The organism is Sphingobium sp. CR2-8, from assembly GCF_035818615.1.
Taxonomy (GTDB): domain Bacteria; phylum Pseudomonadota; class Alphaproteobacteria; order Sphingomonadales; family Sphingomonadaceae; genus Sphingobium.
The window spans coordinates 2,575,092-2,596,120 of record NZ_JAYKZY010000002.1 but is presented as its reverse complement, the minus strand read 5'-3'; the positions used below and the strand labels follow the sequence as shown (position 1 = coordinate 2,596,120).

21 protein-coding genes are annotated in these 21,029 nt (G+C 64.6%); 11 read left to right on the top strand and 10 right to left on the bottom strand.

Annotated features, from left to right (window positions below; genetic code table 11):
• Positions 1-47: 47 nt before the first annotated feature.
• A complete protein-coding gene (locus tag U5A82_RS16475; protein WP_326291917.1) occupies positions 48-1,442 on the bottom strand; it encodes an amino acid permease in 1,395 nt (464 codons plus the stop codon).
• A 522-nt stretch (positions 1,443-1,964) separates the two neighbouring features.
• On the opposite strand from U5A82_RS16475, the gene ffh reads away from it, so the two are divergent.
• The 7 genes from ffh to rplS all read left to right on the top strand — a co-directional run bounded on the left by ffh (position 1,965) and on the right by rplS (position 7,430).
• Positions 1,965-3,419 carry a signal recognition particle protein gene (gene ffh / locus U5A82_RS16470; RefSeq protein ID WP_326291916.1) on the top strand — a complete coding sequence of 485 codons (1,455 nt, stop codon included), beginning with the start codon at positions 1,965-1,967 and terminating at the stop codon, positions 3,417-3,419.
• Positions 3,420-3,461: 42 nt separating this feature from the next.
• On the top strand, positions 3,462-3,926 hold the full coding sequence (rpsP, locus tag U5A82_RS16465) for a 30S ribosomal protein S16 (RefSeq protein WP_326291915.1): 465 nt from the start codon (positions 3,462-3,464) through the stop codon (positions 3,924-3,926).
• A gap of 5 nt (positions 3,927-3,931) precedes the next feature.
• Entirely contained in the window at positions 3,932-4,426 is a 495-nt protein-coding gene (gene rimM, locus U5A82_RS16460) for a ribosome maturation factor RimM (RefSeq protein ID WP_326291914.1), read from the top strand.
• 67 nt (positions 4,427-4,493) lie between these two features.
• On the top strand, positions 4,494-5,990 hold the full coding sequence (locus U5A82_RS16455) for a serine hydrolase domain-containing protein (RefSeq protein WP_326291913.1): 1,497 nt from the start codon (positions 4,494-4,496) through the stop codon (positions 5,988-5,990).
• A gap of 61 nt (positions 5,991-6,051) precedes the next feature.
• The gene (locus U5A82_RS16450) at positions 6,052-6,324 is read left to right on the top strand and encodes a hypothetical protein (RefSeq protein ID WP_326291912.1); all 273 of its coding nucleotides are present in this window, start codon (positions 6,052-6,054) and stop codon (positions 6,322-6,324) included.
• The gene (gene trmD / locus U5A82_RS16445; protein WP_326291911.1) at positions 6,321-7,058 is read left to right on the top strand and encodes a tRNA (guanosine(37)-N1)-methyltransferase TrmD; all 738 of its coding nucleotides are present in this window, start codon (positions 6,321-6,323) and stop codon (positions 7,056-7,058) included. The genes U5A82_RS16450 and trmD overlap by 4 nt, the downstream gene beginning before the upstream one ends.
• A gap of 6 nt (positions 7,059-7,064) precedes the next feature.
• Positions 7,065-7,430 (top strand): 50S ribosomal protein L19, encoded by a 366-nt coding sequence (rplS, locus tag U5A82_RS16440; RefSeq protein WP_326291910.1) that lies wholly within the window; start codon positions 7,065-7,067, stop codon positions 7,428-7,430.
• Positions 7,431-7,522: 92 nt separating this feature from the next.
• On the opposite strand, the gene U5A82_RS16435 is transcribed toward rplS, so the two are convergent.
• A complete protein-coding gene (locus U5A82_RS16435) occupies positions 7,523-7,663 on the bottom strand; it encodes a hypothetical protein (RefSeq protein ID WP_326291909.1) in 141 nt (46 codons plus the stop codon).
• A 123-nt stretch (positions 7,664-7,786) separates the two neighbouring features.
• Here U5A82_RS16435 and U5A82_RS16430 point away from each other — a divergent pair, with 123 nt between their 5' ends.
• Together U5A82_RS16430 and U5A82_RS16425 are read left to right on the top strand one after the other, a co-directional pair.
• Entirely contained in the window at positions 7,787-10,486 is a 2,700-nt protein-coding gene (locus U5A82_RS16430) for a TonB-dependent receptor plug domain-containing protein (RefSeq protein WP_326291908.1), read from the top strand.
• A gap of 72 nt (positions 10,487-10,558) precedes the next feature.
• Positions 10,559-11,074: a GNAT family N-acetyltransferase gene (locus U5A82_RS16425; protein WP_326291906.1), complete on the top strand. Its 516-nt coding sequence runs from the start codon at positions 10,559-10,561 to the stop codon at positions 11,072-11,074.
• On the opposite strand, the gene U5A82_RS16420 is transcribed toward U5A82_RS16425, so the two are convergent.
• Both U5A82_RS16420 and U5A82_RS16415 read right to left on the bottom strand, forming a co-directional pair.
• A complete protein-coding gene (locus U5A82_RS16420; RefSeq protein ID WP_326291905.1) occupies positions 11,067-12,350 on the bottom strand; it encodes an MFS transporter in 1,284 nt (427 codons plus the stop codon). The genes U5A82_RS16425 and U5A82_RS16420 overlap by 8 nt on opposite strands.
• A 114-nt stretch (positions 12,351-12,464) precedes the next feature.
• Entirely contained in the window at positions 12,465-13,262 is a 798-nt protein-coding gene (locus U5A82_RS16415; protein ID WP_326291904.1) for a TrmH family RNA methyltransferase, read from the bottom strand.
• A gap of 167 nt (positions 13,263-13,429) precedes the next feature.
• Here U5A82_RS16415 and U5A82_RS16410 point away from each other — a divergent pair, with 167 nt between their 5' ends.
• On the top strand, positions 13,430-14,509 hold the full coding sequence (locus U5A82_RS16410; RefSeq protein WP_326291903.1) for an AI-2E family transporter: 1,080 nt from the start codon (positions 13,430-13,432) through the stop codon (positions 14,507-14,509).
• 198 nt (positions 14,510-14,707) lie between these two features.
• Here the strand turns inward: U5A82_RS16410 and U5A82_RS16405 are convergent, their stop codons facing one another.
• The 6 genes from U5A82_RS16405 to U5A82_RS16380 form a co-directional block, all read right to left on the bottom strand.
• Complete coding sequence (locus U5A82_RS16405) at positions 14,708-14,980, bottom strand: HPr family phosphocarrier protein (RefSeq protein WP_326291901.1); 273 nt, start codon at positions 14,978-14,980, stop codon at positions 14,708-14,710.
• Entirely contained in the window at positions 14,977-15,381 is a 405-nt protein-coding gene (locus U5A82_RS16400; protein WP_037477253.1) for a PTS sugar transporter subunit IIA, read from the bottom strand. The genes U5A82_RS16405 and U5A82_RS16400 overlap by 4 nt, the downstream gene beginning before the upstream one ends.
• A gap of 22 nt (positions 15,382-15,403) precedes the next feature.
• Entirely contained in the window at positions 15,404-16,339 is a 936-nt protein-coding gene (gene rapZ / locus U5A82_RS16395) for an RNase adapter RapZ (protein WP_326291900.1), read from the bottom strand.
• A complete protein-coding gene (locus U5A82_RS16390; RefSeq protein WP_326291899.1) occupies positions 16,336-16,785 on the bottom strand; it encodes an HPr kinase/phosphorylase in 450 nt (149 codons plus the stop codon). The genes rapZ and U5A82_RS16390 overlap by 4 nt, the downstream gene beginning before the upstream one ends.
• Positions 16,786-16,849: 64 nt before the next feature.
• Complete coding sequence (locus tag U5A82_RS16385) at positions 16,850-18,448, bottom strand: sensor histidine kinase (RefSeq protein WP_326291898.1); 1,599 nt, start codon at positions 18,446-18,448, stop codon at positions 16,850-16,852.
• The gene (locus tag U5A82_RS16380) at positions 18,417-19,121 is read right to left on the bottom strand and encodes a response regulator transcription factor (RefSeq protein ID WP_326291897.1); all 705 of its coding nucleotides are present in this window, start codon (positions 19,119-19,121) and stop codon (positions 18,417-18,419) included. Before U5A82_RS16380 ends, U5A82_RS16385 begins: the two co-directional genes overlap by 32 nt.
• A gap of 287 nt (positions 19,122-19,408) precedes the next feature.
• Between U5A82_RS16380 and U5A82_RS16375 the strand changes: the two genes are divergently transcribed.
• Positions 19,409-21,010, top strand: a complete 1,602-nt coding sequence (locus U5A82_RS16375; RefSeq protein WP_326291896.1) for a phosphoenolpyruvate carboxykinase — start codon at positions 19,409-19,411, stop codon at positions 21,008-21,010.
• Positions 21,011-21,029 lie beyond the last annotated feature (19 nt).

The window sequence follows — 21,029 nt, the reverse complement described above, 5'->3', positions numbered from 1 at the left end:
TACGCCATTGCGGTCGAAAATATAGGATAATAGCGACAATTGCATGGTCATGCGGCGGTCGCGCGCTTCTGCCCGTAGAGGAAATAGACCAGCAACCCGATCGCGTTCCAGATCAGGCAGGCGAAGATCGTCTTCATCGGCAGGCTGACGAACAGATAGGCGCATCCGGCGATCGCGCCTGTCCCCACGAACCAGGCGGCAGGCGTGCGGAAGGGACGCCGGATGTCGGGCGCGCGCTTGCGCAGGACGAGGAGGCACAGGCCAACGGCGGTGAAGGCGATCAGCGTGCCGGCATTGGCGAGCGCGGCGATTTCATCGATCGGCAAGAGGCCCGCGATGATCGCGACCAACAGGGCCGTCACGATCGTGATGCGCGCCGGGGTGCCGCGTTTCGAAATCTTTGCCAGGCTCTGCGGCAGGAAGCCGTCGCGGGCCATCACCAGGAAGATGCGGCTCTGGCCGTAGAGGAAGCCGAGCAGCACGGTGGGCAGCGCGATGACGGCGGCGATGGCGACGATGCGGGCGATGCTGCCCTGGCCCATTTCGCGCAGGATCAGCGCCAGCGGCTCGGGACTGTCGGCGAAGCGGGTGAAGGGCAGCGCGCCGATCGCGGCGGCGGCGACGAGGACATAGATGATCGTGCAGGCGACAAGCGAGCCGACGATGCCGATGGCGAGGTCGCGATCGGGATTCTTGGCCTCTTCGGCCGCCGTCGAAATGGCGTCGAAGCCGTAGAAGGCAAAGAAGATGATGGCGGCGGCCGCCATGACGCCGCGCTCCACGCCATCCGGACCCATATGTTTGGCGAAGCCGAAGGGCATGAAGGGGTGCAGATTCTGCGCGTCGAAAGCGGGCAGGGCATAGGCGACGAACAGGCTGAGCGTCACGATCTTGATGAGGACGAGGATAGTGTTGAGGCGCGCGCTTTCCCGCGTGCCGAACATCAGCAGGCCCGCGACCACCGCGATGATGAAGATGGCGGGCAGGTTGATGAGGCCGCCCAGTTCCGGCCCCTTCGTCAGGGCGTCGGGGAAGCCCAATGGCGTCAGCAGCGGCCCGGCATAGCCCGACCAGCCGACCGCCACGGTCGACACGACGAGGCTATATTCCAGGATCAGGCTCCACCCCACGATCCAGGCGATGCCTTCGCCCAGCACCACATAGCTATAGCTGTAGGCGCTGCCCGCCGCGGGCATCATGGTCGACAGTTCGGCATAGGCGAGGGCCGCGCAGGCGCAGATTGCGCCCGCAATGGCGAAGGAGAGCAGGACGGCGGGACCGGCGCGATCCGCGCCGACGCCGATGAGGGTCAGGATGCCGGTGCCCACGATCGCACCAACGCCCAGCGCCAGCAGGTGGGGCCAGGACAGGGTGCGCGCCATCTGATGGCCTGCATCCCTGGGCGTCATCGCCTCCATCGGCTTGCGGCGTGTCCAGCTCATGTCTCTTTGGCTCCCCTTCATTATTCCCTTAACTTCGCACATTTCCCGCAGAAAGCGACATAAAGTTACACTGCGTTGATCCTATCGGAAAGTGTGGGGCGGCGTTCGGCGCCCGTCTCGTCGGAGTTTAGCAGAGAGGGGCGGTGTAGGAGAGGGGGCTGTTAACGGGCGACTACAGATATAGATCTAACGTCACCCCGGGCTTGACCCGGGGTCCAGCTTTCCCGTCGTTACCAAGGTTTCAGAAGGCAGCGGGACCCCGGCTCAAGGCCGGGGCGACGACTATCTGATATGACAGCCATCCACCCATTGTCGCCACCATTAGCCCCCGCTTGCACTTATTGCCGCTTTCGCCTAAAGGCCCCTCTGCAATCGGGCGGCTTGCCGTTCGATCCCTGACAAATCCAGGACGCCCAAGAGGGGCATCGGATGGACGCTGGTTGGCGAGGTTTCGCCCACCGGCGATTTTGTCGTTTGGCAGGGAAGCAGGATTTTCCGGGCCTTTGTGGCTCAAATGAGGTGATGATGTTCAATTCGCTAAGCGATCGTCTCGGTGGGGTATTCGACAAACTGCGTGGGCGCGGCGCGCTTACGGAGGACGATGTCCGCGCCGCGATGCGCGAGGTGCGAATCGCGCTGCTGGAAGCCGACGTCGCGCTGCCGGTCGTGCGCCAGTTCGTGGATCAGGCGACGGAACGGGCCGTGGGCAGCGATGTGCTGCGGTCGGTCACGCCCGGCCAGATGGTCGTCAAGATCGTTTCGGACACGCTGACCGAGACGCTGGGGTCCGACACCGCCGACCTGATGATCGACGTGTCGCCGCCCGCCGTCATCATGATGGTCGGTTTGCAGGGGTCGGGCAAGACGACCTCCACCGCCAAGATCGCCAAGCGCCTGAAGGAAAAAGAGCGCAAGAAGGTGCTGATGGCGTCGCTCGACGTCCAGCGCCCGGCCGCGCAGGAGCAGTTGGCGGTGCTGGGGACGCAGACCGATGTCGCGACCCTGCCGATCGTGCCGGGGCAGCAGCCGGTGGAGATCGCGCGGCGCGCTTTGCAGGCGGCGAAGCTCCAGGGCTTCGACGTGGTCATGCTCGACACGGCCGGTCGCCTGCACGTCGACCAGGCGCTGATGGACGAGATGAAGGCGGTGGCCGACGTCGCCAACCCCGCCGAAATCCTGCTGGTCGTCGATTCGCTGACCGGCCAGGACGCGGTCAATGTGGCGACCAACTTCTCCGCGCAGGTGCCGCTGACCGGCGTGGTGCTGACCCGCATGGACGGCGATGCGCGCGGTGGCGCGGCGCTGTCGATGCGCGCCGTCACCGGCCGTCCGATCAAGTTCGCGGGCACGGGCGAAAAGCTCGACGCGCTCGAACCCTTCCATCCGCAGCGTGTCGCGCAGCGCATCCTGGGCATGGGCGACGTCGTCAGCCTGGTCGAGCGCGCGGCCGAGACGATCGACGCGGACGAAGCCGACAAGCTTGCCAAGAAAATGGCGAAGGGTCAGTTCGACATGAACGACCTGCGCAGCCAGCTCAACCAGATGCGCCGCATGGGCGGGCTGGGCGCGCTGGCGGGCATGCTGCCGGGCCTGAAAAAGGCACAGGCGGCGATGGCGAACAGCGGCGCGAACGACAAGACGCTGATCCATCTGGACGCGATGATCGGCTCCATGACGCCCAAGGAGCGGGAGAAGCCCGCGCTGATCAACGCCAAGCGCAAGATTCGCATCGCCAAGGGCGCGGGGCGCACGGTGCAGGACGTCAATCGCCTCCTGAAAATGCATCAGGAGATGGAAGGCGCGATGAAGAAGATCCGCAAGATGGGCGGCCTGAAAGGGCTGGCCAAGATGTTCGGCTCCGGCGGCCTGGACGGCATGCTGGGCGGGGGCGGCGCGCCGCCGCAGGGCATGCCGGGGCTGGGAGGCAACATGCCCAACATGCCGCCCGGATTTCAGAATTTCCTGAAAAAGAAATAAGCAATTTCAACACATCTGGTTTGAGTAGAAAGGTCTAGTTCCATGGCAACCTCCATTCGTCTGTCGCGCGGCGGCTCCAAGAAGCGCCCCTATTATCGTATCGTCGTGGCCGACAGCCGCGCGCCGCGTGATGGCAAGTTCATCGAGCGTATCGGCAGCTACAACCCCGTCCTGCCCAAGGGCGACGAAAAGCGCGTCGTCCTGGACGTCGAGCGCGCGAAGCATTGGGTTGCCGCTGGCGCCCAGGCGACCGACCGCGTCGCCCGCTTCCTGGACGCCGCCGGCGTGAAGGAGCGCGTCGCGCGCAACAACCCGAACAAGGCGGAGCCGGGCCAGAAGGCCAAGGATCGCGCCGAAGACCGTGCCGCCAAGGCCGCCGAAGCGGCTGAAGCGGCCGAAGCCGCGAAGGCTGCCGCCGCCGAGGCCGCTGCTGCGCCTGCCGTCGAAGAGGCGCCTGCCGAAGAAGCACCGGCTGAAGAAGCCGCTGCCGAACAGGCCGAGGGCTGAGCCTCTTGACCGACAAGCCCGTCACCCTGGCCGCGATCATCGGTGCGCATGGCGTGACGGGCGATGTCCGTCTCAAGCTCTTTGGCGAAGGGGCCGAAAACCTCAAAAGCTACAAGAGCTTCGATGCGGCGGGGCGCACACTGACGTTGACGTCGGTGCGCCCCGGCCCCAATGGCGCGGTCGCGCGATTTGCCGAGATCGGCGATCGGGGTGCGGCCGAAGCCCTGCGCGGCACGGCCTTGACCGTGCCCCGTTCGTCCCTGCCGCCGCTGGCGGAGGGCGAATATTATCATGCCGACCTGATCGGCCTGACCTGCATTTCCACGAACGGCGAAGCGCTGGGCACGATCGTCGCGGTCGAGAATTTCGGCGCGGGCGACATTATCGAGGTCGAGCGGCCTGCCGAAGAGGGCAAGAAGCCCAAGCGCTTCATGGCGCCGATGCATGCCGTCACCGTGGGGGATGACAGCGCCGTGATCGAGGCGGCCTTTACCGAATAATCCCGCCGTCGCCCTTGCGGTGACGATGTAAGTGGGCATGGTGGCCCCTTCAATCGGGGGATCGTTCATGCGCCTTGCCGCCTGCCTGTTGCTGCTCATGATGGCCGTGCGTCCGGCACAGGCGGCCGACGCCGCCAGGATCGCGCAGGCGATCCCGGCGATCGACCGGCTGTTCGCGGATTTCCAGGTTGATAGCCATGCGCCGGGGCTGGTCTATGGCATCGTGGCGGACGGGCGGCTGGTCCATGTGAAGGGGCTGGGCGTGCAGGATCTGCTCCAGCAGCGGCCGGTGACGCCCGACAGCCTGTTCCGCATCGCGTCGATGACGAAGGCCTTTACCGCCCTGTCGATCCTGCGATTGCGGGACGAGGGCAAGCTGTCGCTGGACGATCTGGCGGAAACCCATGTGCCGGAGATGCGCGGCTGGACCTATCCGACGAAGGATAGCCCGCACATCCGTATCCGCGACCTTCTGACCCATAGTGCGGGCTTTGTGGACGATAATCCCTGGGGCGATCGACAGACGCCGCTGCCCGAGGCGGATTTCACCCGGATGCTGCAACAGGGCGTGCCGTTCAGCAGCGCGCCGGGCAGTCATTATGAATATAGCAATTTCGGCTTTGCGCTGCTGGGCCGGATCGTCGCCAATGTGTCCGGACAGCCCTATCGCCGCTTTGTCGAGCAGCGGCTGCTGACCCCGCTCGGCATGATGTCGAGCGGCTATGAGGTGAGTGAATGGCCCATCGAGCGCCGGGCGATCGGCTATCGCTGGGAAGAGGGGCGCTGGAAGGTCGAGCCGACGATGCGCGACGGCGCGTTCGGGGCGATGGGCGGATTGCAGACGAGCGCCAACGACTATGCGCGCTGGGTCGCCTTCCTGCTGTCCGCCTGGCCCGCGCGCGACGATCCCGATGGCGGTCCGGTATCGCGTGCGTCGGTGCGGATGCTGGCGCAGGGCAGCAATTTCGTCACCGTCGCGCAGCGCAATGGCGCGAGCAGTCCGTCCGCCTGTCGCCAGGCGGTCGCCTATGGCTTTGGCATGCGCGTGGCGCAGGATTGCGATCTGGGGCTGACGCTGGCCCATGGCGGCGGCTATCCCGGCTATGGCAGCCATGTGCTGCTGATGCCCGATCATGGTGTGGGCATCTTCGTCTTCACCAACCGGACCTATAATGGCGGGGCGGGGCCGGTCTGGGACGCGGCTATGGCATTGCAGAAGGTGGGCGCACTGATGGAACGGACACTGGCGGTGTCGCCGCTGCTGGCGGAGGGCTATGGCGCGGCGGGGCGCATCTATGCTGCGGGGGATGTCGGGGTGGCGCGGGATCGGCTGGCCATGAACATGCTGATGGACAACGACTTGGACAGTTGGCGGCGGAAACTGGCGGCGCTGAAAAGCGAAGTCGGGGCCTGCCGTACCGATGCGCCGATCAAGGCGAGCGGCGGCCTGTCCGGCAGTTTCACCTGGATTTGCGACAGGGGGCGGGTGGCCGGATCGATCCTGCTGGCGCCGACCCCCGACGCCCGGATTCAGGAACTCAAGCTGGCGGTCAAGACGCCATAAGGCGTCCTTCATCGCCGGCAGCCAACTGGACGAGGCGGCACGCTTGGCCTAAGCGCGGGCCATGGCGCAGATACTTACCGCTCTCTATCTTTTCGCGATGCTGGCTGCGGGCTGGCGGCTGTTTGCCGTCGATTGGACGCGCGGCATGAAGGCGGCGGCGGCGGTCGCGCTGGTCTGCCCGGTGCCGCTGCTGTTGCTGATGTCCGGGTTGCTTCATCCCGACCGCGCCCTTGCCGACCTGATGCGCGCCAGCGGGCTGGTGCTGCTGCTGTGTGGGACCCTCAGCATGGGTGGCGGCCTGTCGGCGGCCTGGTTGCGGGCGCGCCGGGCATGAGCTTTGCCGCGCAGATCTTGACGCTCTATCCGGAGATGTTTCCCGGGCCGTTGGGCGTGTCGCTGGCCGGACGGGCGCTCAGCGAGGGCAAATGGGCCTGCGACCCCATCCATATCCGCGATTTCGCGGCCGACCGGCATCGCACCGTGGACGACACGCCAGCGGGCGGTGGCGCGGGCATGGTGTTGCGCGCCGACATATTGGCCAAAGCGGTCGACCATGCGCTGGACAGGCGGCCCGACCTGCCGGTGCTGGCGATGACGCCCAGGGGGCAGCCGATCACGCAGGCGCGGATACGCAGCCTGGCCGACGGCCCCGGCGTGACGATCCTGTGCGGCCGATTCGAGGGGTTTGACGAGCGGATTTTCGATGCGCGCCCGATCGAGCAGGTCAGCATGGGCGACATCATATTGTCGGGCGGGGAAATGGCGGCTTTGCTGCTGCTCGATGCTTGTGTTCGGCTGCTTCCCGGTGTAATGGGCGCGGCTTCCAGCGGAGTCGAGGAGTCCTTCGAAACGGGGCTGCTCGAATATCCGCACTATACCCGCCCGGTGGAATGGGAGGGGCGCACGATCCCGCAAGTGTTGCGATCGGGGGATCATGCGAAGATCGCCGCCTGGCGGAAACACCAGGCGGAGACAGATACACGGCTAAGGCGGCCGGATCTTTGGGACCGTCACATCGACGGTCGGGTCCAGTCGCCCTCTGGTGCGCAGCAAAAGACCAAGGACTGACGTTACATGAACATCATCCAGCAGATCGAGGCGGAAAGCATTGCCGCTCTCGGCAAGGATATCCCCGAATTCCGCCCCGGCGACACCCTGCGCGTCGGCGTGAAGGTGATCGAAGGCGAACGCAGCCGCGTTCAGAACTATGAAGGCGTGTGCATCGCCCGGTCGAACAAGGGCATGGGTTCCAACTTCACCGTGCGCAAGATTTCGTTCGGCGAAGGCGTGGAGCGTGTGTTCCCGCTCTATTCGCCCAACCTCGATTCGATCACCGTCGTCCGTCGTGGCGTCGTGCGTCGCGCGAAGCTCTACTATCTGCGCGGCCGCACCGGCAAGCGCGCCCGTATTGCCGAGCGTCGCGATACCCGCGAAGGGTAATGGCTGTAGGGCTGAGCGTTTAAAAACGCTTCTTGACAGTGATATAAAAGAAACAGGCGGCGACCCGGGGGGCGTCGCCTGTTTCTTTATGTTCATTTGTATTTCAAAGGCTTGGCGATGTCGGACGATGGTCCGACTTTGGCGGTCGCAGATAATTTTGCAGCGCAGCACAGCGCCTCCATTTCGCTGTCCATGCAAATATGCAAGCCTCTTGTTTCCTGATGTTGCTGCATGAAATGATCCAAGACTTTACGGTTCTGGAAACGGAATCCCGTGCCTTCATGAAGCATGTCGGGACAAGAAAAGCGGAAGGATGATGGAAGGCCTGCTAAAAAATAGAAATTGGGGGCTTTCGGATGAAGTATCAGGGTTTGATTTCGCGTGGCGCGATTGCCGTAGCGTTATTCTATACATTGCCTGTTCTTGCGCAGGATGCGGCACCGCAAGTGGCTAGCGAAACGCCGGGCCAGACCATCATCGTCACCGGTACGCGCCGCACCGATCGCACGGTCGCGGAATCTCCCACGCCCATCGACGTCTATTCCGGCGAAGAACTGCAAAAGCAGGGCACGGCCGACATGAACCAGGTCATCCAGAATCTGGTCCCGTCCTTCTCGGTCGCGCGCTACGCCATCGGCGACGGTTCCTCCTTCGTGCGGCCGCCCAACCTGCGCGGCCTGGCGCCCGACCAGACGCTGGTGCTGGTGAACGGCAAGCGCATGCACCGTTCCGCGCTGGTGCAGATCGGCGCCAATGCGCAATCCGCCGGCGCCCATTCCGCCGACCTTGCCCAGATCCCCGCCATCGCCATCCGCAGCGTCGAAGTGCTGCGCGACGGGGCGTCCGCCCAATATGGGTCCGACGCGATCGCGGGCGTCATCAACATGGGTCTGCGCGAAGATACGGACGGCCTGTCCGGTTATGCGCGCTACGGCCAATATTATCGCGGCGACGGCGAGGATTATCAGGTCGCGCTGAATGGCGGCTTCAAGCTGGGCGACAGCGGCTTCATCAATATCAGCGGCGAATATGTGAATGCAGGCAAGACCAGCCGCGGGGTCACCCGACCCGGCGCGCTGGAATTGTCGCAGGAACAGCCCAATATCGGCGTGCCCGAACTGGCACAGCGTTACGGCAATCCCAAGATGGAATCCTACCGCTTCTTCGTGAATGGCGGATTCGATCTGGGCGACGATAGCAGCATCTATTTCTTCGGCAATTATGGCCACAGCTTCCAGGAGGAAAGCTTCAACTACCGCCAATCCGTCAATTCCGCCAATTTCGGCCGGAACGGCATCTTCAACGACTATTTCACCGATTTCGACAATACACGGCCGGGCATCCAGACCGGATCGGCGGGCGGGAACGTCTATGCCCCCAATGGCTACAACCCAGCGACGCGCAATTACACGCGGGTGGCGACCTGTTCGGACCCGTTGGTGCAGAATTGGAGCTGCGTCTATCCCGGCGGTTTCACGCCGATCTTCTTCGGCAAGATCGACGATATTTCGGGCACGGCCGGGTATAAGGGGACGCTGGGCTTTGGCCTGAACTACGATATTTCGGGCAGTTACGGGCAGTCGACGCTGAAATATACGATGAACGGCACGATGAACCCTTCGCTGGGCGTCACGTCGCCGACCGAATTCTACCTGGGCAAGCTGGAACAGCGCGAAACCCTGTTCAACGCCGACTTCAGCTATCCATGGGAGGTGGGGTTGGCCAGCCCGATCACGATCGCGTTCGGCGGGCAATATTTCCGCGAATCCTATGAACTGGGTCTGGGCGACGCGGCGTCCTATGCGATCGGGCCTTATACCGGCAATCTGGTCTTCCATCAGGATGGCACGCCGGTGCGCAACGCGGACGGTTCGCAACTGTCGGTCGCCCTGCCGGTCGGCGCGAACGGCTTCCCTGGCTATGGCCCCGCGATCGCGGGCGAAAGCGGCCGCAACAGCAAGGGCGTCTATATCGACATCGAAGGCGACATTACCGAGCAATTCTCGCTGGGCGTCGCGGGGCGCTACGAGCATCTGTCCGACTTCGGCAATTCGACCACCGGCAAGGTGTCGGCCCGCTATGCGATCGTGCCGGATATCTTTGCGGTGCGCGGCACCGTGGCGACGGGCTTCCGCGCGCCGACGCCCGGCCAGACCAACACCAGCAGCATCGCGACCACCTTCAACCCCGGCAATCCCAATGCGATCGAGTTCATGACGCTGCCGGTCGCCAGCCCGGTCGCGCGGTTCCTGGGCGCGGTTCCGCTGACGCCCGAGGAGTCGGTCAGCTTCTCTGTCGGCACGGTGTTCACCCCCGCGCCGGGCGCTTCGCTGACGATCGACTATTACAACATCAAGGTGAAGGACCGCATCGGCACCACGGGGTCGCGGGTGATCACCAACGCGCAGCGGCCGCAATTGCAGGCGCTGGGCCTGGCCAACTATGCCACCGTCAACGAAGTGCAGTTCCTGACCAACGCGTTCGATACCCGGACGCAGGGTATCGACGTCGTCGGCAGCTATCGCTTCTCAACGGACAGCATGGGTACGTTCAACACCACGCTGGCCTTCAACTATAACAAGACAAAGGTCATTCGTGTAGGTTTGGACCCGGCAACCAATCCGCCCAGTCCTATCATCAGCGATACGCGTATCCAGCAGTTGGAAGGCACGCTGCCCAAGACCCGCGTGATCTTGACCGAAAACTGGAACAGCGGGGCGTTTTCGTTGCTGGCGCGCATGAACTGGTATGGCAAATACACGGTCTATGACGACGGCGCGGGGCTGAATGGCGCCAGCTTCGTCCAGCAGAGCTTCGGCAGCGAATTCGTATTCGATTTCGAGGCCAGCTATCAGCTCAACGACAATTTCACGTTGAGCGCGGGCGTGCAGAATCTGTTCAGCAACTATCCCGACAAATATGACAATCGCGCAGGCGGCCTTGGTCCTGTCTATGCATCGACCGGTGGGCGCTTCACCGGCGACATTTATCCCGACGTGTCGCCCTTCGGCTTCAACGGAGGATTCTGGTACGGGAAGGTCGGATTCAAATTCTGATCGACCCTTGATGATGTCACGAAGGCGACCGGTCCCTTGCGGGATCGGTCGTTTTCGTTGCAGGACGATGGCATGACATTGACACACCGCCTGGCTGTAGCGGCCGACGAACCGGCGCTGTCCGCGTTGATGACGGAGGCGATCGAGCGGCTTCAGGCCGGGTTTATCGATCCGGCGCAGATCGCGGCCAGCCATGCTTTCATGGGCCTGGACAGACGGTTGATCGCCGATGGCACCTATTTCGTGATCGAGGACGCAGGCGCGATCGCGGGGTGCGGTGGGTGGAGCCGACGGGCGACCGCCTATGGCGGCGATCATAGCGCTGGGCGCGACGACCGGCTGCTCGATCCGGCCACGGAAGCGGCGAAGGTGCGGGCGATGTATACGCATCCCGACCATGTCCGCAAAGGCGTGGGGACGCTGATCCTGTCGCTCTGCCAAGCCGCCGCGAAGGTGGAGGGGTTCGGCGCGCTCGAACTGTCCGGCACCATGGCGGGGGTGCCGCTCTATCGCAGCTTCGGCTTCGAAGGCGTGCGCGCTTTCGAGGATAGCGGCGTGCCGATGCTGTTGATGCGCAAGCCTATCTGATGGCGGGTGTGCGGCTGGTGAACCAGAGGCCGACGAGGCTGATGAGCGCCGCCGCCGACATATAGAGGCCAACCAGGCCCACGCCCTGCGCGCCGATCAGCCAGGTCGCGACGATGGGCGCGAGTGCGCCGCCGACGATGCCGCCCAGATTGAAGGCGAAGGATGCGCCGGTGTAACGCAGCTGGATCGGGAAGAGGGCGGGGAGGTAAGCGCCCAGCGGGCCGTAGATGAAGCCCATGACGAATAGCGCGAGGCTGAGCGCGATGAAGATCGGGAGCAGCGCGCCGGTGCCGATCAGCGGGCCGAAGACGAGGCCCATCGCGACGGTGCCGACGCAGCCCCAAGCGAGAGCGGTGGTGGGGCTGGTGCGGTCCGACCACCAGCCGGCGAGGATGATGCTCACCGCCATGAACAGGATCGCGCCCAGCTGGATCGACAGGAAGCTGCTGCGGCCGATGCCGAGCGTGGTGGTGCCGTAGCCGAGCGCGAAGGCGGTGGCGATATAATAGACCGCGAAGCAGGCGGCGCAGGCGAAGGTGCCCGCGATCGCCGCGCCCAGATGGGAGGAGAGCAGGGTGGCGAGCGGCACGGCGGGCGGCGGCGTGTCCTTCTGCGCGGCGGCGAACTCGGGCGTTTCGGTGAGTTTCAGGCGAACCCAGAGTCCGAGGATCACCAGCACGGCGCTGCCCAAGAAGGGCAGGCGCCAGCCCCATGCGAAGAAGTCCGCGTCCGTCAGGAAGGCGCCCAGTATCAGGAACAGGCCGTTGGCGGCGATGAAGCCGACCGGCGCGCCCAGTTGCGGGAACATGCCGAAGCGGGCGCGCCAGCCGGGCGGAGCATTCTCCACCGCCAGCAAAGCCGCGCCGCCCCATTCGCCGCCGAGGCCAAAGCCCTGTCCGAAGCGCAGCAGACACAGGATCAGCGGCGCCCAATAGCCGATCATCTGATAGGTGGGCAGGAAGCCGATCAACAGCGTGCAGCCGCCCATCAGCATCAGCGAGGCGACCAGCGTCGCCTTGCGTCCGATGCGATCACCATAATGACCGAACACCGCCGCGCCCACCGGTCGGGCGAAGAAGGCGAGGGCGAGGCTGCCATAGGAGGCCATCAGCTGCGCGGTGGGCGAGGAGGAGGGGAAGAACAGCGAGGGGAAGATCAGGCTGGCGGCGGTGGCGTAGATGTAGAAGTCGTAAAATTCGACCGCCGTGCCGATCAGGCTGGCGGATAGCACGCGCTTGTGCCGCCACATTTCGCCGATGCCGTTCGTTTGCGTCATGTCTTTTCGCCCCGTTCCCACCTTAACCGTTTTGCCCGACGCGTTCCCCGGCGAAGGCCGGGGTCCAGTTCCGACGGCAGGACTGGACCCCGGCCTTCGCCGGGGAACAGGCTATTATCCTCGTCGCTTCTGGTTGAGCAATTCATAGGCCATGACCGCCGTCGCCACTGCGGCGTTCAGGCTGTCGGCCTTGCCCAGCATCGGCATTTTCACCAGTTGGTCGCATTCGGCTTCGTAGCTTTCCGGCAGGCCCTGCGCTTCGTTGCCGACCAGCAGGAAGCTGGGGCTGGCATAGCGGGGTTCCTGATAATCCTGCGTGGCTTTGAGGCTGGTGCCGATCAGTTCGCCCGGTCCCTGGCGCAGCCAGTGCATGAACTCGCCCCAGCGTGCCTGGGTGATCGACTGGGTGAAGAGTGCGCCCATGGAGGCGCGGACCGATTCGACCGAGAAGGGATCGACGCAATCGTCGATGAGGATGAGACCGCCCGCCCCGACCGCGTCGCCGGTGCGCAATATGGTGCCGAGGTTGCCCGGATCGCGCAGCGATTGCGCGACGATCCAGATGTCCGCTTTGGTGCGGTCGAGTTTGTCGAGCGGGGTCAGCCGGTCGCGATAGACGCCGACCACCGCCTGCGCGTTATCCTTGCCGCTGATCTTGGACAGGATGTCGGGCGTGGTTTCGATGACGTCGCCATCGACCGCCTCCATCGCCGCGATCAGGTCCAGCGCCAGTGGGTGTGTCGATCCGGCGTGGAACAGCAATTCGGGCAGAACGCCCTCCTCGCGCGCTTCGGTGAGGATGCGCAGCCCTTCGGCCAGAAACAGTCCTTCGGCCTTGCGATGCTTCTTTTCGCGCAGGGATCGGACGCGCTTCACCAGCGGGTTGGAAAATCCGGTGATCTCGCGTGCCACGGTCGTTGCTGGTCCCTTGCTGATGTCGACGCTGCTCTAGCGGCGGGTGGCGGAAAAAGACAGCGGGCTTTGTGCGGCCAGTCCGCCATGGCCGTTATTGCCGTGTCCATAATGGAACCGCAACGATCGCCATGGATTTCGCTCCCGTTATTGCATAGGGGGGAATCATGACCATAGCACCGTCCCGTAGTTACAAGTTGGAGGACGGTTTCTTCCTCAGCCTCGTCATCCTGGTGTCCATCGCCTTTGCCGCGGTGCTGGAGCCGTTTTTCGCGGCGGTGTTGTGGGGCATTATCGTCGCCGTGCTGTTTTGGCCGATCCAGCAGCGCATTGCCGCCCGGATGCCGGGACGGCGCAACAGCGCGGCGCTCATCACGCTGCTGCTGATCATCGCCATCGTCATCATTCCCGCGATCCTGCTGTCCTTCGCGTTAATTCAGGAAGCCGCGCATATCTACGCGCAGATCCAGTCGGGCCAGATCGATTTCGCGCGCATGTTCGCGCAGATGCAGGCGGCGTTGCCCGACTGGGCGCATGGCCTGCTGCGCCGGTTCGGCCTCAATAATTTCGATGCGGCGCGCATCACCGTGACGCGGGGGCTGACCAGCAGTTTCCGCACCTGGGCGGGGCAGGCGCTGCTGATCGGCCAGAGCGCCTTCAGCTTCGTCATCGCGCTGGGCGTGATGCTGTATCTGTCCTTCTTCCTGCTGCGCGACGGCGAGAAACTGTCGCAGCGTTTCGCCGAAGCCGCGCCCTTGCGGCCGCATCAGCGCGAGGCTTTGCTGACCCGCTTCGTCGTGGTCATCCGCGCGACGGTGAAGGGCAGCCTGGTCGTCGCCATCGTACAGGGCGTGCTGGGCGGCATCATCTTCTGGGCCGTGGGCATTCAGGGCGCGCTGCTGTGGGGCGTACTGATGGGTGCTTTCTCACTGTTGCCCGCGATCGGCGCGGCGATCGTGTGGGGGCCGGTGGCGCTCTATCTGTTCGCGACCGGCGAGATCTGGCAGGCGATCGTCGTCGTGGCGAGCGGGGCGCTGATCATCGGGTCGGTCGACAATGTGCTACGCCCGATATTGGTGGGGCGCGACACGCGCATCCCCGATTATGTCGTGCTGATTTCGACGCTGGGCGGGATCGAGCTGTTCGGCTTCAACGGGATCGTCATCGGGCCGGTCATCGCCGCGCTGTTCATCGCGACCTGGAACATCTTTACCAAGATGCGGCGCGAGGGCGAGATCGTGGAGTGAGGGCGTGGTTAGCCGGGACCAGACCTCTTAAGTTCGAAACATGATGTTCCCCGGCGTAGGCCGGGGTCCAGAAGGAGCGGGCGTTGCGTCCAGGAGCCCTGGGCCCCGGCCTTCAGCCGAAGTTTATCCTGAGCGCCTGCCTTCGCAGGCAGTCGAAGGGCAGGGGAACTGTCCAGGCAGTGCCGATACTATCTTTCGTTATTCCTCGCCGAACTTGTCTTCGACCAGGCCGACCAGCTGGCCCAGGGATTCGGCGGCTTCCGGGCCGGTCGCCTTGATGGTGATGCTGTCGCCCATCGCCGCGCCCAGCATCATCAGGCCCATGATCGACGTGCCGGTGACATGGTTGCCGTCCTTGCTGACCAGGATATCGGCGGGCAGGCCGCTCGCCAGTGTCACGAATTTGGCGCTGGCGCGGGCGTGGAGGCCGCGCTTGTTGCTGATACGGACTTCCCGGCTGATTTCGTTCATGTGGTGCTGCCCAACAGTTCCGACGCTACGCTGATATATTTCTGCCCGGCTTCGCGCGCGGCGGCAACCGCGGCGCGCACGTCCATGACCTTGCGCGCGCTTTCCAGGCGGATGAGCATGGGCAGGTTGATGCCCGCGATCACTTCGATCTCGCCTGCTTTCAGCAGCGAGATGGCAAGGTTGGAAGGCGTGCCGCCGAACAGGTCGGTCAGCAGGATCACGCCCGATCCGTCATTGACGCGCGCGACTGCCGTCGCGATGTCCGCGCGGCGCAATTCCATGTCGTCTTCCGGCCCGATGCAGATCGTTTCGATCTGCTGCTGCGGGCCGACCACATGTTCCATGGCTACGACAAATTCGGTCGCCAGCGACCCATGGGTGACGAGTACGAGTCCGATCATGTTTTTTTGCGGCCCACCTGCTTCATGATAATGCTTTCGGGCCTCCCGGACGGCGCTTCTCCAGACTATCCTGGGGCGTCGATTCAATATTGCGGTGCAAGACCGTGGGCGAAAAGCCCGCATCTTGCAAGTAGTTCGCGACACGTTGCGCGACATGGACGGAGCGATGCTTGCCGCCCGTGCAGCCGAACGCGACGGTGATATAGGCCTTCCCGCCTTCCGAATAGCGCGGCAGCAGGGTGGCGAGCAAATCCTCGATCTTGCCGATCGCGTCCTCATAGGCGGGATCTTCGCGGATATAGGCGGCGACGTCCGGGTCCAGACCGGTTTTAGGGCGCAGGTCCGCGTCCCAGTGCGGGTTGCGCAGAAAGCGGACGTCGAACATCAGGTCGGCGTTGCGCGGCACCCCGCGCGAGAAGCCGAAGGACAGGATCGTGAGCACCGGCTCCGATAGCTTTTCGCGCGAGAAGCGGTTGCGGATTTCCTGCTGGAGCGCGTTGCTGGTGAAGCTGGTGGTGTCGATGACCTGGCTCGCCCAGCGGCGCAGCGGTTCGGTCAGTTCGCGTTCGCGCGCGATGCCGTCGGCGGCCGGGCGGTCGAGCGCGAGCGGGTGGCGGCGACGCGTTTCGGCGAAGCGTCGCTCCAGCTCGGTGCCCGAACAGTCGAGGAAGAGGGTTTCGATATCATGGCCGTGGCGATCGCGCAGCGCCTTGATCCGCTGCACGATGGCGTTCGCGTCGAAGCCACGGGTGCGCGCGTCGATGCCCAGCGCCAGCGGACGGTCGCCATCATCGTCGTGGCCCGCGGGCAGGGGGGTGTCGAGCAGGCGATCGAGCAGGACCAGCGGCAGATTGTCCACCACTTCCCAGCCCATATCCTCCAGCGTCTTGAGCGCGGTCGTCTTGCCCGCGCCCGACAGGCCGGACAGCAGCAATATGGTCTTGGGCGGGGTCGTCATGCGGCGTCCGTCCCTTTCAGGCCCAGCGTCCTGATCGCCAGTTCAACCTTGATCGGGGCGGAGGCCTCGAACGGGGCGATCTTGACCACCGGCACGTCCATGCCCGCGACCGCGCGGTGGAAGGGCGTGAGCGGCATGCGGTCGACCTTGTCGAACAGGTCGGCGAGCAGGGCGACGGGCGCATCGTCCACCGACGGCGTGGGAAGGATGCCCAGCCCGCGCACCTCCATCTTGCCCCGGATCGTGTCGGGGGCGGTGGCGACCAGCCGACCGTCGATGCGCTTGACCAGCGTATAATCATCGCTGACGAGAATGGCGCCCCGGTCGATCAGGCGCAGCGCCAGGTCGGACTTGCCCGCGCCGCTTGGCCCGCACAGCAGCACGACGCGGCCGTCGATGGCCACGCTCGTCGCATGCAGCGTTTCGGATGAAAGTGCCCTTGCCATACCCCGCGCCCCTTCTAACCTGTGTTGGCGCGGATGGGAATGCCGTTGGCGATCAGCGCCTGTCCTATTCGGACACGATGCCGGGATCGCGCTCCACCGCCATGGGCAGGCGCAGGATGAAACGGGCGCCGCTCAATGCATCTTCGCGGTCGCCGATGCCGATCTTGCCCTGATGCCCTTCGATGATCGAGCGGGCGATGGCGAGGCCGAGGCCCGAATGCTTGCCGAACGCTTCGCCTTCCGGACGGACGCTGTGGAAGCGGCGGAAGATATGTTCGCGTTCGGATTCGGGGACGCCGGGGCCTTCATCCTCGACGCTGACCAGCACTTCGCTGTCGGCGACGGTGGCGATGATCTGGACCAGGCCGCCTTCGGGCGAGAAGGACACGGCATTGTCGATCAGATTGTCGAGGACGCGGATCAGGCGGCCTTCCTCCCCCAGCACCACCGCGACATCCTTGCGCGGGCGGGCGAAGGCGAGGCGGACGCCATGGGGCACGCCGCGCGCTTCGCGGGCGATGACCATGCGTTCGATCAGCAGGCCAAGGTCGATCGGTTCGAACCGGGTGCGGGACAGTTCGGCGTCGACGCGCGAGGCTTCGGCAATGTCGGTGACGAGCCGGTCGAGGCGGCGCACATCGTCCTGTGCGATGGCCATCAGTTGGTCTCGCAGGTCGGGCCGGTCCACGCGTTCCAGCGAATCGAGTGCGGAGCGCAGCGAGGCGATGGGGTTTTTGAGTTCATGGCTGACGTCGGCGGCGAAGGCGTCGGTCGCGTCGATCCGCTGGCGCAGCGCGTGGCTCATGTCGGACAAGGCGCGGGCGAGCATGCCGATCTCGTCGCGCCGTTCAGGCAGGCGCGGCACCGTGACTTCGCGCGCGCGGCCCAGGCGAACGCGCACGGCGGCGCGCGCGAGGCGCTGGAGCGGCTGGACGATGGTGCGCGCCAGGAACAGCGAGAGCAGCACCGACGCCAGCACCGCGACCGCCAGCACCATGCCGAGACGCAGCCGTTCGGCGCGGACGATGCGGGTGATGTCGCGGGCGTTTTCGGTCGCTAGCAAAGCGGTGCCATCGCGCACGCCGGTCGCGGCGGAGATCATGAAGGTGCGGTCGGGCGCGTAGCGATTCAACGCCTGGGGCTGGCCGGTCTTGCGCGTCATCAGCAGTTCGGGCCAGGCGTCGGCGCGGTCGATCGCCGGTTCCACGAAATCGGGCGGGCGATCGGCCGACACGATCCGGTCCACCACCTTGTCGAGGAAGCGGGCGACATGGCGCTGCCATTCTTCTTCCGATGGTGATCGCAGGCGGTAGCGGGGCGCGTCCATCGTGAAGCTGTCGGCGATCAGCCTGCCGTCGGGCGCAAAGCGGCGGACGCGGTCGCCGGTCTGGCGCGAATAGGCCGCGATCAGGGCGTCGTGCCGGTCGGCAGGCGCATTTTCCAGGCCGATGGCGAGCAGTTTGAGTTCGCGCGCGGACTGTTCCAGACGTGCGTCGATGATCCGGGTGCGATAGCTGTCGAGATAGAAGAAGCCGCCCGCGAGCAAAGCCAGCGCGAAGACATTGACCGCCAGAATGCGCGGCGTGAGGCTGAGCCGCCCCGACCAGCGCACCGCCAGCGGCACGCAGTCTTCACTCTTCGGAGAAGCGGTAGCCGGCGCCATAGAGGGTGTCGATCGCATTGAAGTCGGAATCCACCTCGCGGAATTTGCGCCGCAGCCGCTTGATATGGCTGTCGATCGTGCGGTCGTCGACATAGACGTCGTCCTGATAGGCGGCGTCCATCAACTGGTTGCGGTTCTTCACCACGCCGGGCCGCTGCGCAAGGGTTTCCAGGATCAGAAATTCGGTGACGGTCAAGGTAACGTCCTGCCCGTTCCATTTCACCCGATGGCGCGCCGGGTCCATTTCCAGCCGTCCGCGCAGGATCGGGTCGGCCACCGGCTGGTCGGGCGCTTCGGGCGTCTTGCTGACTTCGGCGCGGCGCAGGATGGCGCGGATGCGGGCGAGCAGCAGGCGCTGGGAAAAGGGTTTGGCGATATAGTCGTCCGCGCCCATGGCCAGGCCCAGCGCCTCGTCCAGCTCATCCGCCTTGGACGTCAGGAAGATGACCGGCATCTGGCTCTTTTCGCGCAGCCGCCGCAGCAGTTCGATGCCGTCCATGCGTGGCATCTTGATATCGAAGACGGCGAGGTCGGCGGGGTTTTCCAGCAGCGCCTTCAGCGCGCTTTCCGGATCGGAATAGATGCGCGTCAGAAAGCCTTCGGCCTGAAGCGTGATCGACACCGATGTCAGGATATTCTTGTCGTCATCCACCAGGGCGATGGTTGCGGTCATGCGGTATCCCAGATGATCGTGAAGAAAGATGGTTGGCCAGCGTTAGACGAAGGCGTCGTCCGCCGCAAGGAAGGGGGAAGGCGGGATGCACGGCCGATCGTGCGGCCGGGGCGTCGAAATTCGGGACATGTGGGGCATTTCGGGGATTTGACGCTGTCCCCGCAAAGCCCTATGCCTTCGATCGTCAGCAGCAAGGGACGCCGTGCCAAACAAGCGGCGCCCGAGGGGCGGAACGATCGCGGACATAGATCATGACGCGATACGAACATCATATCAGGAGCAAAGGCGTGCAGGCCAAATCCTCAATCACCCTGGCAGACCAGGGCATAAAGACCGATGCCACCCAGTTCTGGAATCTCGGCACGGCGCCGCTGGTCGAAGCCGCGGTGCGCAATGGCGAAGGCATATTGTCCAAGGACGGCCCGCTGGTCGTCAAGACCGGCAAGCATACCGGCCGCAGCGCCAAGGACAAGTTCATCGTCCGCGACGCCGAGACCGAGAACAGCGTCTGGTGGGGTTCCACCAACGTCGCGATGACGCCCGCACATTTCGCGGCGCTGAAGGAAGATTTTTTCAAGGCGCTGGGTGACAAGAGCACCCTCTATGTCGCGGACCTGTTCGGCGGATCGCAGCCCGAACACCGCGTGAAGGTGCGCGTCATCAACGAGCGGGCCTGGCACAATCTGTTCATCCGTACCCTGCTGGTGCGCCCGAGCGCCGATGAGCTGGCGGACTTCGCGCCCGAATATACGATCATCGACCTGCCGACCTTCAAGGCCGATCCGGCGCGCCATGGTTGCCGCAGCGAAACCGTGGTCGCGGTCAACTTCACCGAGAAGCTGATCCTGATCGGCGGCACCGCCTATGCCGGCGAGATGAAGAAGTCGGTGTTCGGCATCCTCAATTACCTGCTGCCGGTGAAGGGCGTGATGCCGATGCATTGTTCCGCCAATATCGGCGCAAATGGCGACACGGCGGTCTTCTTCGGCCTGTCGGGCACGGGCAAGACGACGCTATCGGCGGACGCCAGCCGCACGCTGATCGGCGACGACGAGCATGGCTGGTCGGACACGGCCGTCTTCAATTTCGAGGGCGGCTGCTACGCCAAGATGATCAACCTGTCGGCCGAGGCCGAACCGGAGATTTTCGCCACCACCAAGCGGTTCGGCACGGTGCTGGAAAATGTCGTGATCGACGAGGAGACGCGCGAAATCGACCTGGACGACAATAGCCTGGCTGAGAATAGCCGCGGTTCCTACCCGATCGATTTCATCCCCAACACGTCGGAGAAGAATCTGGGACCGGTGCCCAAGAACATCATCTTCCTGACAGCCGATGCCTATGGCGTGTTGCCGCCGATCGCGCGGCTGACCCCGGAACAGGCGATGTATCATTTCCTGTCGGGCTATACCGCGCGGGTGGCGGGGACGGAGATCGGCGTGACCGAGCCGACCGCGACCTTCTCCACCTGCTTCGGTGCGCCGTTCATGCCGCGCCATCCGTCGGTCTATGGCAATCTGCTGAAAGAGCGGATCAACAAGGGCGGCGTGACCTGCTGGCTGGTGAATACCGGCTGGGCGGGCGGCAAGGCGACGATGCCGGGCATCAAGCGCATGCCGATCAAGGTCACGCGCGCGCTGCTGAACGCGGCGCTGGACGGTAGCCTGAACGAGGCGGAGTTCCGCACCGATCCCAATTTCGGGTTCGACGTACCGGTCGCGGTCAACGGAGTGGAGCCGACCATCCTCGATCCGCGCGCCATGTGGGCGGACAAGACCGCCTATGACGCGACCGCCGCGACGCTGGTCAAGGCGTTCGTGGATAATTTTGCGCAGTTCGTGGACCATGTGGACGAGGGCGTGCGCGGCGCGGCGCTGGTCGCCGCCTGATACAAAGCTAGAAGGTACA